The 13136-nt window shown below is 47.5% G+C and carries 12 protein-coding genes; 3 read left to right on the top strand and 9 right to left on the bottom strand.

The window, feature by feature from the left end; genetic code table 11:
• Nucleotides 1-2 precede the first annotated feature (2 nt).
• The 5 genes from LRY47_RS01975 to LRY47_RS01955 form a co-directional block, all read right to left on the bottom strand.
• Nucleotides 3-2063, bottom strand: a complete 2061-nt coding sequence (locus LRY47_RS01975; protein ID WP_295222032.1) for a TonB-dependent receptor — start codon at nucleotides 2061-2063, stop codon at nucleotides 3-5.
• Nucleotides 2064-2188: 125 nt separating this feature from the next.
• A complete protein-coding gene (locus LRY47_RS01970) occupies nucleotides 2189-3109 on the bottom strand; it encodes a siderophore ABC transporter substrate-binding protein (protein ID WP_295222030.1) in 921 nt (306 codons plus the stop codon).
• 11 nt (nucleotides 3110-3120) lie between these two features.
• Nucleotides 3121-3879, bottom strand: a complete 759-nt coding sequence (locus tag LRY47_RS01965) for an ATP-binding cassette domain-containing protein (protein ID WP_295222028.1) — start codon at nucleotides 3877-3879, stop codon at nucleotides 3121-3123.
• Entirely contained in the window at nucleotides 3873-4820 is a 948-nt protein-coding gene (locus tag LRY47_RS01960; protein WP_295222026.1) for an iron chelate uptake ABC transporter family permease subunit, read from the bottom strand. The genes LRY47_RS01965 and LRY47_RS01960 overlap by 7 nt, the downstream gene beginning before the upstream one ends.
• The gene (locus tag LRY47_RS01955; protein ID WP_295222025.1) at nucleotides 4810-5763 is read right to left on the bottom strand and encodes an iron chelate uptake ABC transporter family permease subunit; all 954 of its coding nucleotides are present in this window, start codon (nucleotides 5761-5763) and stop codon (nucleotides 4810-4812) included. Before LRY47_RS01955 ends, LRY47_RS01960 begins: the two co-directional genes overlap by 11 nt.
• A gap of 154 nt (nucleotides 5764-5917) precedes the next feature.
• Here LRY47_RS01955 and exbB point away from each other — a divergent pair, with 154 nt between their 5' ends.
• Genes exbB through LRY47_RS01940 form a run of 3 tightly spaced genes read left to right on the top strand, consistent with a single transcriptional unit; the run spans nucleotide 5918 to nucleotide 7436 of the window.
• Nucleotides 5918-6352 (top strand): TonB-system energizer ExbB, encoded by a 435-nt coding sequence (gene exbB / locus LRY47_RS01950; protein WP_295222023.1) that lies wholly within the window; start codon nucleotides 5918-5920, stop codon nucleotides 6350-6352.
• Nucleotides 6333-6707: a biopolymer transporter ExbD gene (locus LRY47_RS01945; RefSeq protein WP_295222021.1), complete on the top strand. Its 375-nt coding sequence runs from the start codon at nucleotides 6333-6335 to the stop codon at nucleotides 6705-6707. Before exbB ends, LRY47_RS01945 begins: the two co-directional genes overlap by 20 nt.
• Before the next feature lie 3 nt (nucleotides 6708-6710).
• Nucleotides 6711-7436 carry an energy transducer TonB gene (locus LRY47_RS01940; protein ID WP_295222018.1) on the top strand — a complete coding sequence of 242 codons (726 nt, stop codon included), beginning with the start codon at nucleotides 6711-6713 and terminating at the stop codon, nucleotides 7434-7436.
• A gap of 65 nt (nucleotides 7437-7501) precedes the next feature.
• Here LRY47_RS01940 and LRY47_RS01935 read toward each other — a convergent pair whose 3' ends face one another.
• The 4 genes from LRY47_RS01935 to LRY47_RS01920 form a co-directional block, all read right to left on the bottom strand.
• Entirely contained in the window at nucleotides 7502-9523 is a 2022-nt protein-coding gene (locus tag LRY47_RS01935; RefSeq protein ID WP_295222016.1) for a TonB-dependent receptor, read from the bottom strand.
• A gap of 135 nt (nucleotides 9524-9658) precedes the next feature.
• The gene (locus LRY47_RS01930) at nucleotides 9659-11530 is read right to left on the bottom strand and encodes a 5'-nucleotidase C-terminal domain-containing protein (RefSeq protein WP_295222014.1); all 1872 of its coding nucleotides are present in this window, start codon (nucleotides 11528-11530) and stop codon (nucleotides 9659-9661) included.
• Between the two features lie 209 nt (nucleotides 11531-11739).
• Nucleotides 11740-12270 carry a chemotaxis protein CheD gene (locus LRY47_RS01925; RefSeq protein ID WP_295222012.1) on the bottom strand — a complete coding sequence of 177 codons (531 nt, stop codon included), beginning with the start codon at nucleotides 12268-12270 and terminating at the stop codon, nucleotides 11740-11742.
• Nucleotide 12271: 1 nt separating this feature from the next.
• Entirely contained in the window at nucleotides 12272-13135 is an 864-nt protein-coding gene (locus LRY47_RS01920; RefSeq protein ID WP_295222008.1) for a CheR family methyltransferase, read from the bottom strand.
• Nucleotide 13136: the final 1 nt, after the last annotated feature.

Below are 13136 nucleotides of genomic sequence, written 5' to 3'. Positions count from 1 at the left end.
CATCAGAATCTTACAGTCATATCCGCCGCAACGGTAAGACCTTCGTCAACCATCCAGTTGCCGTCAAGTCCGCCTGTGCGTGAACGGTTGTCTACTGAAACCTTTTTATCAAAGATGTTAAGCACCGCAAGTTTGAACGAGAGCGCTTTGTTCACATCGTAAACACCGCCGATATCAAACGTTTCCGTTCCGGGGCGTACTCTTGAGCGCATGGCGCCGTTTCTGAACGCCGACCAGTATTGCTTGCTTACAACATTTGCTCTTGTGTAAAGCAGAAGGGGTTTTGCCGCCTGCCAGTCGAGCTGAGCGTTGAACATGTGTTCCGGCGTTTTGTCCAGAGGTTTTCCGTCCAGAGAGCTTCCGTCGTATGCGGGTTCACCGCCGCTGCGTTCTGAGTCGGTGTAGGTATAGTTCGCTTTGAAATCCAGCGTTTTTGTGAAAGGCATGCTGAAAGATACTTCTACGCCTTTAAGGTTCACGTCGTCTATGTTTTCATACTCGTAGAGGTATCTGCTGGGAACCAGCGGATCCATAGTATCTGTTGCATAACTGGATACTTTGTCCTTAATGTCGTTGTTATAGACAGTGAATCCGAAGCTGATGCCGCCGGGGGCATCATATCTGATCCCTGCCTCTTCTGTGATGCTTTTTTCAGGGTCTAGGTCGGGATTACCGCAAAGAGTTCCGGCAACCTGAGCTCCGCCGCCTGTGGTCATGCAATATCCTTCTGTGGTCTGGCGGATCGTGGGAGCTTTAAAGCCCATCGCAACGCCGCCTCTGAGCGTCCATCTGTCTGTCAGCTTATAAACTGTGTAAAGTCTGGGAGTCCAGTTTGAACCATATCTCTCGTCGTCGTCCATACGAACTCCGGCTGTTATGGCAAATTTATCCGTAACAAAATACTCGTCTTCCAGATAAAGGGCATATGAATCAATGGAAACATCGTCAGTATTCTCCGGGTGTCCCGAAATAGAATCCTGATTTCCGATGCCTTCGATCTCGGCTTTAGCTACCTGACCGCCCGTACGCAGAGAGTGTTTTGTGAACATATAGGAGAGTCCGGCATCAAGCGTGGTGTTTGTCAGCTCCGGTTTTGTTGAGCTTTTAACGCCGTTCGTCCAGTTCTCCTGATCAGCTATCTCCTGAAAAAGAGCGATGCTTGTTGAAGCATTGCCGTATTTACCGTCGTGACTGACAGACCAGTGTTTTCTGGTGTGTTCGGTTTTGGTGTCGGAAGCGGTATCGGCGAGCGATTTGCCGCCTGTTCCGGTGTATGTCAGCGTATCGTATCCGCCCTCAACGTTTATCTCGTTATTTTTATTGGGCGTGATAGTGAATTTCGCAGTAATGTTCTCATCCTCTTTTCCGTTGCTTCCGCTTGTGGCAGAGCCGGGATAATAAACATCATCCTCGTTGCGGTCGTTCATCTGACCGTAAAGCTGGAACCCGATCTTATCTTTTACAATGGGACCGCCTATCCAGAACTGTCTGTTGAATGTAGTTCCGATATCTCCGTCCTTGGGCTGTATTGTCCCCAGAGTGAGCGAACCGTGCCACTCATCGGGAACCTTTTTGGTGATTATGTTTATAACACCGCCCATGGCTTCGGAACCGTACACGGCAGACATGGGACCTCTTACAATCTCAATACGTTCAATAGCCTCCAGAGGCGGGATCATGTTCGCCTGAACACCGCCTGTGCCTCTGTTCATGGTTTCTCTGGTGTTCTGGCGTTTACCATCCACCAGAATGAGGGTATACTCGCCCGGCATACCTCTGACAACGATATCAGTGTCGTTGGGCGAAGAACCTGTGATGCTCACGCCCTCAACCCTTTTAAGCAGGTCTGTGACACTCGCGGCGGGTTCCTTTGCTATGTCCTCTTTCGTTATCACGCTGATGCTTGCCGGAGCATCCGCGATATACTGTTCGTATCCTGTCGCCGTAACGACGACGGGCTTGATCTCAACAGCTTCCTCGGCATGTGCCGCCGTAAGCGAACCGAGCGCCATAGACACGGCGAGTATAAAACTTCCGCGTCTGAATAAATTCCTAGGCTTCATCTTTCCTCCAAAAACGATTCGGTATTGATAATCAGTATCAACTTGCGGCGAAGTATATCAAATTGTTTTAAACATGGGAATGGAACTTTCCTTAAATTTACATGGATTATTCCTGAAACTTTACGTTATGCGGAAACCTTTCCGACAACGCTGCGGATGTCTTTCAGCATAAGCATCATGGACTTTGCACCGCCGTTGGCGAGATACCAGTAGTCTGCGGGGAGGTATGCTATTCTTTTTGATTTAAACGCATTCGTGGTGCGTATCAGTCTGTTTTCGATGTCGCTTTTTGAAGCCGTTTTTCCGCCGACAACAGAATCTCTGTTTATGATGAACAGATAATCAGGGTTCAGTTTTGCTATGTATTCGCTGTTAACGCTTTTTCCGTGGGTGGATATCTGGATATGTCCGTCTGCCTGCTTAACACCGAAGACGTCGTGTATTATGCCGAATCTGGAACCGCTTCCGTATGCGCTGAACTTGCCTGCGTTGAACATGGTGATAAGTCCTCTGCCCTGCTCTTTCGCTATGTCCGCGCGCAGTCTGTCCGCTTCTGCATCGAATTTACCGACAAGCTGTTTCGCCTGCGCCTCTCTGTTCCATATTCTGCCGAGAAGCAGGGTGTTTGCTTTAAAGGAATCGACGTATCTTGTGCTGTCGATGTTGATGTTAACGGTGGGGGCTATCTTTGAAAGCTTCTCCTGCATCCGCACCTGTCTGTTGCTGATTATTATCAGGTCGGGTGCCAGCCTGTATATCTTTTCGATATCAAAATCCATCACACCGCCGACGTCCGCGTATTTTTTATCGTTAAAAGCAGACAGATAGTCCGGCATATTTCCCTTCGGCACAGCCGCCACAACGGACGATAGCCCCAGCTCCTGCATAGTGTCCAGAGAGCTGTAATCCATCACAACAACTTTTTTAGGGTTCTGCGGAAACTGCGTTGAGATCTTTCCTCTGATCATCAGTGTGTAATCCGCCGCAAAAAGTGCCTGCGCACTCAGCAGAAGCAGAAGCAGAGCTGTAATAAACAGTTTTTTCATTTTTCACCTCATCATGTGTAATAAAGGCATATCCTGCTGCCGTTCATCTCACGAACGTCAAATTCCATTCCGAAGACATCTCTCAGGATTCCACCCTCAATCATCTCATCCACAGTGCCGAATCCGGCGAGTTTTCCGTCTTTGAGCGCCGCAATATAATCCGAATAGCAGGATGCGAAGTTTATATCGTGGATAACAAGCACAACCGTCTTACCAAGTTCGTCGGTGAGCCTGCGCAGGGTCTTCATTATCTGCACCGAATGTTTCATGTCCAGATTGTTCAGAGGCTCGTCCAAAAGGACGTAGTCAGTGTCCTGTGCAATTATCATGGCAATGAACGCCCTCTGGCGCTGTCCCCCGCTCAGGGTATCTATGTATTTGTTCTCCGAACTCTCAAGATCCATATAACCGATGGCACGAGAAACCGTTTCCTCGTCCTCTTTCGTAAGCCGCCCGCCGCTGTACGGAAATCTTCCGAAAGAAACCAGCTCGCGCACGGTGAGGCGTATATTGACATGACTGGACTGTTTCAGAATTGAAACCCGCTTTGCAAGCTCGCTGTCCGCAATATCTGTTATGGGCGTTCCTTCCAGATAAACGTTGCCGCCTGACTGTTTAATAAGCCGGCTTATTATAGAGAGCAGAGTACTTTTTCCTGCTCCGTTTGAACCGATAAAAGACGTTATTCTTCCTTTAGGTATCTCAACGCTCACGCCCTCGACAACTGCCTTTTCGTCGTAATATTTTGAAATGTTATCTGTTTTCAGCATCTTTTGCTCTCCCTTGTAAGAAGGTAGATGAAGTAGATTCCTCCGGCGAAATTTATTATCACCGAAATGGTTATATTAAAGTAGAAAACCCTCTCCAGAATGAACTGCCCGCCTATTATAGCTATTACGGATATCAGAGAGGCACACGTTATGACGTATGCGTGTCTGTAGGTTTTCATGGTTTCATATGCAAGGTTGCTGACTATTATGCCCAGAAAGGTCATCTGCCCCACCAGCGCTGTGGGTACGGCCACCAGAAGAGTGATTATAATCAGTACCTTTTTCACCAGCGGATCGTAGGATATGCCAAGATTTATAGCGTGTTCCCTGCCGAGAAGCATAACGTCCAGCTTTCTGAGCATCGGCACGCAGAATATAACCACCACGGCAATAATCACAGCCGAAACACCGATGAGATCCGCACGGACGTTATTGAAGCTTGCGAACATAGCGTCCTGAACAACTGCATATTCGTTGGGATCTATGAGCATCTGCATGAACACGGTCAGGCTTCTGAAAAGTGTCCACATCACTACACCCACAAGCATCAGGAAAAAGACGTTGCCCTTGCGCACGAATACCAGTTTGTACAGAAAGAATATGAACAGCATCAAAGACAAAGCCGAAACAGAGAAATTGAAAGTCTCGTTGACCATCATAAGCCCGCCGCCGCCGAAAAGGAAAAGCGCCGTAGTCTGCAAGAACAGATATACAGAGTCAAACCCCATCACAGAAGGTGTCAGTATGCGGTTGAAAGTTATCGTCTGAAAAATCACCGACGAATACGCCACTGCAACCCCCGTAAGCACCATAGCCGCAATTTTTGCGCCTCGTTCCGGCAGTATGAATGAAAGGTCGCTTCCAGCATCGTAAAACATGAAAAGAAGAATACAGCAGACAGCTATAGCAGAAAGTACGGCGAGTTTTACACTATCCCGCATTAACCCGCCTCCCCAGTATCAGATAAAGAAAAGTAACGCCGCCGATTATACCCACCATTACGCTGACGGATATCTCATAAGGAGCCATTATGGTTCTGCCGAGCATGTCGCACACCAGCAGGAACAGAGACCCCGAAAGCGCCGTTATCGGCAGTGTTTTCCGCAGGTTGTCGCCGTAAAGTATACTGACGATGTTCGGTACGATAAGTCCGACGAAGGGTATCATCCCCACCGTAAGCACTATCACCGCCGTTACGCATGAGACTATCACCAGCCCCAGACGGAACATCGTGCTGTAGTTCATGCCCAGATTCACCGCAAAGCTCTTTCCCATCCCCATAAGGGTAAACCTGTCTGCGTAGATATATGCAGCCGCCAGAAGGGGTATGCTGATGTACATTATCTCATAGCGTCCCTGCATCACCGATGAAAAGTCGCCGTGGAGCCACGAAGCCATGCTGTGCACCACATTGAACTGAAGACCTATGAAGGTGGTCACCGAGTCCAGAATGTTGCCGAAAATTATCCCCAGAAGCGGAACGAACACCAGATTTTTAAATTTTATGCGTTCGGCGATGGTCATGAAAACCGCAGAAGCCGCAAGCGTCACACCGAGGGATATGGAAAGACGCTGATATGTGCCGCCGTCGGGGAAAATCAGCATGGAAAGCATGATTCCCAGTGCCGCCGCATCCATTGTACCCGCTGTCGTGGGCGAAACGAACCTGTTGTGGGTCATCTGCTGCATGATGACCCCGCAGATGCTCATGGAAGCGCCCGCTATTATGACAGCAGCCATCCGCGGGATGCGGCTTGCGACCATAACAAGGGACTGTCTGTCCGACATATTGAAAATATCTGAAACGGAAATTTCGGTGTATCCCAGAAAGAGTGAACAGCACCCGAGAAGGATAACCGCCGTCAGCAAAACAATAAACTTCATTTAATAAATCACCGGATATTGATATTCAATTTCAGGCAATACTTACCGTATTCTCTTTTTTTGTCAAGTGTTCATTGTATTTTTAATTTTGAGTTGACTACTGCATTAATATCTGATATCGAATATCGTTATCGCTTATTTCGGAGATGATATAATGAATATGCTCGGACACCTTGTTGACTACGGAATAATAGGATTACTCGTTGTGTTAAGCATAGTGGCAATTGCCGTCGCTATAGAAAGATACCGCTTTTACAAAAGCACCGACGTTGAGTCATACCAGACCACACAGGAACTGGAATCAGCTCTGACAGGGCGTCTGCATATAGTAGCCACCATAGGCAGCAACGCGCCGTACATCGGTCTTCTTGGAACTGTTCTCGGTATCATGCAGACGTTCTACTCCATGGGAACCGGAGGCACAACGAACGTCAACGATATCATGGCAGGGCTTGCACTGGCGCTTAAGGCAACTGCGGCGGGACTTCTGGTGGCGATACCGTCCATCGTGCTTTATAACCTGCTCCACAGAAGGGTCAATGTGCTGATGCTCGCGAAAGAGGCTCAAAATGAAAGACAAAAGCTTTGATACCATAAACGTTGTTCCCTTTATCGACATCATGCTGGTGCTTCTTACGATAGTGCTGGCAACGGCGACCTTCATAGCGAAGGGTTCAATTCCCGTAGAGCTTCCGAAAGCGTCGCAGACGGAAAGCGCGAAACAGGGGATAACAATAGACGTTTCAAAAGACGGGGAATATTACTACGAGGGAAAAACCTATTCCCTTCAGGGACTTTCGGAAACGATCTCCGTTCTGGACAAAGAGAGTCCCGTCGTTCTCAGAGCCGACAGAAACTCTGTGATACAGAACTTCGTCGATATCATGAATATGCTGAAACTGGCGGGCTTTAAAAACGTTAATCTCGAAACAGAGAAGGAATAAGACATGAGAAAGGCGGCAGTTCAGTCATTAGCCATTCACGGTCTTCTTTTGGGCGCGCTGTTCTACGCATCAACAATACCGGGACTTACGCCTAAACCGGAAACCCAGGTCATAGACCTGTCCGCTTATTTCAAGGAAATCGCTCCGCCTCCGCCCGTTGAGGAAGTTATGCCCCCAGCGCCTGAACCCGTTCAGCAGCAAAAAACGGAAGCACCCGCTCCCGTCGTGCCGAAACCGGTTCAGAAACAGATTGCGAAACCGAAACCTGTTGAAAATAAAGTGTTTGAATCCGTTAACTCAGCGGCAGTTGCAGAGACCGCCGTTCCTGCGGCACCCCCTGTGCAGGAACCCGCTGAATCTGCCGCTCCCGCACCCGCTCCTGTCGCATCAGCTCCGGTATCCGCTCCGGCGGCAACACCTGTTGCAACAGCGGCAGCAAAGCCCTCTTTCGACTACTCCGCATACCAGTCCACACTCAGTTCCAGACTGGAAAAGAACAAAACCTACCCTATGATGGCAAGACGCAGAGGAATGGAGGGGATAGTTAAGATGAAGCTCGTCATATCTCCGAGCGGCACTCTTGTAAACTCAGAGATAGTCTCTTCCAGCGGTTACGATGTTCTGGATAACGAGGCGATGAAGCTCGTCCGCTCTGTTTTCCCTATAAAGCATAACGCAGACAGGCAGATTTCCGTTGTCGTACCCGTTATGTACAAACTTCAGGGCTGATTAATCTGTTTATATTTGAAAGGATTTAAAACCGCCGCGAAAACTCTTCGCGGCGGCTGCTTCAATCAGTATCTGGCAGAGAGTGTCGCGTAGAATGTTCTTCCCGCCAGCGGATAGTATTCCTGAATTTCGTAGTTCTCATCAAGTATGTTGCTTGCGCCAACCGAAACCGCGAAATTTTTATTGATGTCGTACGTCGCTTTAAGTCCCAAAAGAACGTAACTGCTGAGCTTCTCATTACCCTCAACGTCTGCATATCTTGAGTCTATATATTCCACTCTGGGAGTAAGAGTAAAATCTCTGAAAGGTGCTATGACAAGGTATCCGCTGGTTGTTATCTCAGGATAGTAGTTCATAACATCAACGGTCTTATCCGCGCTTTTGCCTATTTCATACTTATTTATTGAAAAAGCAAGTCCGCCGGAAACATATCTGTTCAAAGATGCGTCGGCAGAAAGTTCATACCCGTAGAACGTCACCTCGTCGATGTTCAGCGAATAATCCACAGACGTGGTGGGATAGGTCGGATCGGGTATCTCGATGGTGGTTATCTTATCTTTAAGCACGCTGTAATAAAGAGCGGTGTTCAGTTTCAGTCTTCCGAAATCGCCTTTATATCCAAGCTCATAATGGTCAGCTATCTCCGGTTGGAGCCGGGGGTTAGGAAGCTCTGAACCGAATCTGGTGGAGTATCTCTGAGACATGTTGGGGAAGTGGTTTTTACGAGCGTATGTAAGACGCAGTTCGTGATTGTCCACCATCTCATAGAACACACCGAGCTGACCTTTTATGAGCCATTCACTGTCTGTATCAACTGTGAATTCCTCCGAACCTATGAACTGTGCAAAGTCGTCGGATTTGCTCCAGTAGCTCACGGGATGCAGGGTGTCGTACCCGATACCGCCTACGATAGTAAGCTTTTTCACAGGAATGTAGGTATATTCCGTACCGATGGAGTACGTATCCTCTTTAATGGACATATCCTTGATGTCCTTTGTAAGGCTGTTGTGCTGCTCCCTTTTATAGGTTGCCGCAAACTCTATCTTATTTTCAGGATTGAACGTCCAGCCTGCGGTAACACGACCGCCTGCGGAATACTCATCGTAATCGGAAGCCGGTTTATGAACGCCTGCATTGTATGACGCCATGTTGTAATACTCGTGCAGAGTGTTGTCGTATTTGTCGTAATGTATCAGGGTATCCAGTGAAAACTTGCCTGAATGGTATGAGCTGGCAAGAGAATAGCTTCTGCGTTTCCACACAGGCCAGTCCCAGATTGATGCGCCGGCGATGGTGGTCTCAGGCGGAGAAACGCCTTTGTCCGCGTCCTGATAGATGTATGTTGCCCAGATATCAAGATTTGAGGAAGGGGTTATACCTGCAACCAGAGTGTATTTTGAATCCTTTGAATCGGAGAAAAGCCTTTCGCCTTTGCCCTGCGGGTTGACGGATGTGGGTTCAAAGTCGTCGGAAAGTCTGAAGTGATCGACATCCCTGTGCTGAACAGTGCCTTTGAAATAGAACTTGTCCTGTTTTGTTCCGATACTGCCCAGATAATAATTTGCTGCGCGTTTGTATATGCTGTCAAACTCAACTGTTGTGTCGAGTCTCGCCTCAAACTCTTTTTTTGGTTTTGCTGTCTCCATAAGGATAGCGCCGCCCAGAGTGTTCGCGCCGAGCAGCATGGAACTGTATCCTTTCTGAATTGTAACGCTCTCAAGGTCTCCGGTGAGTATCCTTGCCGCGTCGCCTTCGCCTTTATACGGGTTTGCCAGAATAACCCCGTCAACGAATATCGGCACGCTGTCGGAACCGAAACCTCTGACTGTGAAAGATGATTCGTTCCGGCTTCCGCCGCCGGAAAGTATAATACCCGGTGTGTAGCGAACGGCTTCCCAAAGGTCATGGGCGTTGTCACGCTCCATTTCATCCTGAGTAATCACATTGCCCTTGTCCGCCGTGCTCTCCCTCTTTCCCTCCTTGTTTATCTCAAGGTTATAAACGGGTTCGTCTGTGGAAACGGCAGTATCGTCTGCATAAACAGCGAATGAAAACAATAACAGAGTAACAATTAACAGTCTCTTCATATTTACCCCCTCAAAACTGCATTTAAAAAGGGGAGATGCTCCATAGTGAAAACTCTCCCTTTTATAAACGGCTCTTTTAGTCTGTAAAAAGAATCAGCCCCCTGCGCGCATACGCAGAGGGCTGAAAAGGATTTGCTACATATAGTTTGTCTGGTCGTAAGGAGCAACCCAGTCGAGTGCGCCTTTTTTCCAGCCGGGAGCCTGAAGCGGTACACCGCCTATCAGAGACATACGTCCGTCAAGGTAAGGGGTCACAGAACCCATCTCATAGATGTAGTTTGAAACTGCTTCCCAGAGGTATTCTGTGTGATCAACTCTGTTGGTACCGTTAAGGAATGTTATATAGCCTTCGTTTCCGTCAGCAAGATATGATGTTGTTGCTATTCTGTATGTTTTGGTGGTGTCGATATCAACGCCGTTTATTTTCAGCGTGTCCTCTTTTATCCAGCCATACTGATATTCGCTTGATTCAGTTGAAGTAAGCGCTGTTGTACCGTCCCATGTCGTATCATCCCATGTTTTATACTGGATAGTATAGTTAACGGGAGATGATACCATAGCAAATGCGCCTGTGTTCTTGCTTCCGCGTCCTGTGTGGACAACTGCCGCTGCTCTGCGGAAGAGATCGATAACCTGTTCGCCTGTAAGAGATATTACAGTAAGAGTATCTTCAAGCGACTCAGAGGGGATGATACGCATAATGGAGCCGACAGTAACTTTACCCTCAGCTATAGGACCTTCAATATAACCGCCGTTAAGGAAAACGAAGTCAACGTCTTCATATTTGTCGGCAACGTACCATGCTGTACCGTCACAGAACATATTGCCGATAGCTGTTTCTTTGAATCTGGTGAGGCGGTCGCTTGATCTTCCGGTGGGGAAGAACGCACTTGCGGGAACGTCTTCTGCAAAGATGTATTCAGAGTTTGCAGTACCCAGTTCAAAGTCGATATCTGAGAAATCTATGGGATTTGAAGCCGCTTTTGAAGCGGGAACAGCTGAACCTATAGTCGTGAACGCAGAACTGCCAACACTATTGACTGCCTGAACAGCAAAGTAGTAAGTGGTGCCGTTTGTAAGACCGGTAACCATCTGAGTAACCGTACCGCTCTGGGCGTCAACAGCAATTTCTTCATAATTTGCAGCTTTAGAAAAACCGCTGTTTGTTGAATATCTCAGAACATAGCTTCTTGCGTTTGCAACAGCTGTCCAGCTTACTGTCAGGGTTTTGCTGCTGCTTACGGATGTGAAACCTGTGGCGCTGGGTGCAGCTGGAACCACTGTAGCTGCCGCAGGAGTGATATCTTCAAAGTCGTAACCAGATTCGCCCGCGTTGTTCATTGCCTGTATCCAGACACGATAAGCGGAACCGTTTGTTACATCTTTAATGAGTGCTCTGGGATTTGTCACTATCTCAACTTCGGCATCATCGTCGGGAGTTGTTTCAGTTGAACCTGCTTTCCAGTACACTTTGTAGTTAACAGCATACTGAACGTCATCCCAGGTCACCTCAAGCATATTCTCATACCCCAGATGAGAAGAGATTACAGGTGCCGAGGGAGCCGGAACAGGCATGCCTTCAACAGCATCGCTGAGTTCAGCTGAACCCACACCTTCATATATGGCTCGCAGTCTGATGTAATATGTCTGACCGTTTACCAGAGATGTTCCATCAGCAAGTGCAGAAACTGTGCAGGAAACAAGATTACCCGCAATTGTGGGGGTAAGATCGAGTTTCTGTGTATTGTCGGCAGTTGTACCGATGTACACTTCATACGTTGCGTCGACATCCAGAACAGACACAAGTTTTGTCCATGCGATGTCAAGAGATGCGTTTTTAGGAGTAATAACAAAGTTTTTGGGGCTTGAAAGAGGTATATCACCTCCGTCGTCGTTGCTGCTGCCGCTGCTGGAACCGCAGCTGTAAAGCAGAACAGAGAGAGCCATGACCACAAGCAATGTGCCTGCATGTCTCAGCAGGGATTTTCCCATGTCAAATAGTTTCATATTCTCACCCGTTATATAAGATTATACACAACGGTTATAGTGGACATGTCATAAAAATGCAATAAGATATTTTGCTTATTTGATAAAATCTTAGCCGCGTAACCTGTCCGGTTATTCGTGCGTTATTTTTTTAAAGTATAACGCTTTTAAAGAATGTGTTGAAAATTTGACATCATCAATATTTATAATGTGACAAAACCATGGAATCATTAAGGAAAAACAGCCAGTCCCCTACAATCTATTGAACCGTTGTAAGAATCGTCTGAAAGATTGGTTGTTCTTTTGATATTAACTACTCCGCTCGCAATATTGAATGAAAGATTTCTTGTAAAACTGCCTCCGGTATCGCTTTTCACAATACAATAACCAAGACCACGAATCAGAGAGACTGCAGCCGAAATGTTCTTAGAGCCGATACTGTTCTCTCCGTTTTCGATACCGAACATGGTACTTCCGCCAAACATCTTAACTTCTGTTTCGCGCTTATCTGCTCCGGCAAGTGTCATTTTTTTATGCATATATAAAAGAGCGCAGTCCACATATTTCATTGCTTCCTCATTGCGTCTGATATTGCCCAGAGCGGTGGGTAAAACACAATGACTTATTATGCCCGCACGCAGACGCGGAACATACATGGTAACGCTTACGCATGAACCCAGAACCGTATTGACTACGGCGGGGACGTCGCTGAAATAGATTTCACCCGGTTTCAGGTAGACACAGCCTATGCTGTAAAGCATTTCATATCCTTTTAAGTATAGTAGGGGCAACAGGTCTGGCGGCAATCTGCATGCCGTGTACCGATTCCGAATGACCCAGGAACACATAGCCGCCAGGTGCTGTGGCGGCGCATATCCTGTTAATGATATTCTGCTGGGTCTCAGTGTCGAAATATATGATGACATTGCGACAAAATGAGACATCCATCTGAACAGGCAGACGGTAAACATCGTCCATCAGGTTCAGGCGACCGAAAGAAACCTTTTCGCGAAGTTCAGGTCTTATGCGCGCCAGAGTTCTGTCGGTTTTTGAACGCATGAGATACTTCATTTTAAACGCGGCAGGCACAGCCGCTATCTTCTCCATACGATATATTCCGCTGACAGCCCGTTCAAGCACAGTACAGTTTATATCGCTTGCATATACGCGGAAATTGCCGTCGATACCGAAAAATTCTGCAAGAACCATCGCAAGGGTATAGGGTTCTTCTCCTGTGGAACACGCACTGCTCCAGACGTTCAGACAGCGCTTTGTTCCGGCACCGTCCGCAGTGAGGAGCGGAAGCAGTTTTTCCGTCAGATAGACAAAATGATTCGGTTCCCGAAAAAAATCCGTCTTATTGGTCGTGATGGCATCAATAAGCCTCAGTTTTTCGTCTTCGCCTGCCGTATCGGAGCTTTCAAACACCAGCGACAGATACTCTGTATACGAGCCGATACCAAGTGTTTTAAGCCGTTTGCGGAGCCTCCCCTCCACCATACTCTTTTTGGTGACGGGGAGTTTTATTCCGCAGTTATCATGAATGAACAACTGTATTCTGGCGAATTCAGCGGATGTCAGTTTCTGTCCGTAGATGTCTGCATCAGAATATACAGTGGTATCCATT

Source organism: Seleniivibrio sp. (genome assembly GCF_021209385.1).
Taxonomy (GTDB): Bacteria; Chrysiogenota; Deferribacteres; order Deferribacterales; family Geovibrionaceae; genus Seleniivibrio.
Note: the sequence above shows the minus strand (reverse complement) of the source record. Positions and strands in the feature narration are given on the sequence as shown.

What these genes read in the sequence shown, in the direction of transcription:
- LRY47_RS01975 (WP_295222032.1), bottom strand. Translation starts at nt 2,063, where the DNA reads ATGAAGCCTAGGAATTTATTCAGACGCGGAAGTTTTATACTCGCCGTG.
- LRY47_RS01970 (WP_295222030.1), bottom strand. Translation starts at nt 3,109, where the DNA reads ATGAAAAAACTGTTTATTACAGCTCTGCTTCTGCTTCTGCTGAGTGCG.
- LRY47_RS01965 (WP_295222028.1), bottom strand. Translation starts at nt 3,879, where the DNA reads ATGCTGAAAACAGATAACATTTCAAAATATTACGACGAAAAGGCAGTT.
- LRY47_RS01960 (WP_295222026.1), bottom strand. Translation starts at nt 4,820, where the DNA reads ATGCGGGATAGTGTAAAACTCGCCGTACTTTCTGCTATAGCTGTCTGC.
- LRY47_RS01955 (WP_295222025.1), bottom strand. Translation starts at nt 5,763, where the DNA reads ATGAAGTTTATTGTTTTGCTGACGGCGGTTATCCTTCTCGGGTGCTGT.
- exbB (WP_295222023.1), top strand. Translation starts at nt 5,918, where the DNA reads ATGAATATGCTCGGACACCTTGTTGACTACGGAATAATAGGATTACTC.
- LRY47_RS01945 (WP_295222021.1), top strand. Translation starts at nt 6,333, where the DNA reads ATGAAAGACAAAAGCTTTGATACCATAAACGTTGTTCCCTTTATCGAC.
- LRY47_RS01940 (WP_295222018.1), top strand. Translation starts at nt 6,711, where the DNA reads ATGAGAAAGGCGGCAGTTCAGTCATTAGCCATTCACGGTCTTCTTTTG.
- LRY47_RS01935 (WP_295222016.1), bottom strand. Translation starts at nt 9,523, where the DNA reads ATGAAGAGACTGTTAATTGTTACTCTGTTATTGTTTTCATTCGCTGTT.
- LRY47_RS01930 (WP_295222014.1), bottom strand. Translation starts at nt 11,530, where the DNA reads ATGAAACTATTTGACATGGGAAAATCCCTGCTGAGACATGCAGGCACA.
- LRY47_RS01925 (WP_295222012.1), bottom strand. Translation starts at nt 12,270, where the DNA reads ATGCTTTACAGCATAGGCTGTGTCTACCTGAAACCGGGTGAAATCTAT.
- LRY47_RS01920 (WP_295222008.1), bottom strand. Translation starts at nt 13,135, where the DNA reads ATGGATACCACTGTATATTCTGATGCAGACATCTACGGACAGAAACTG.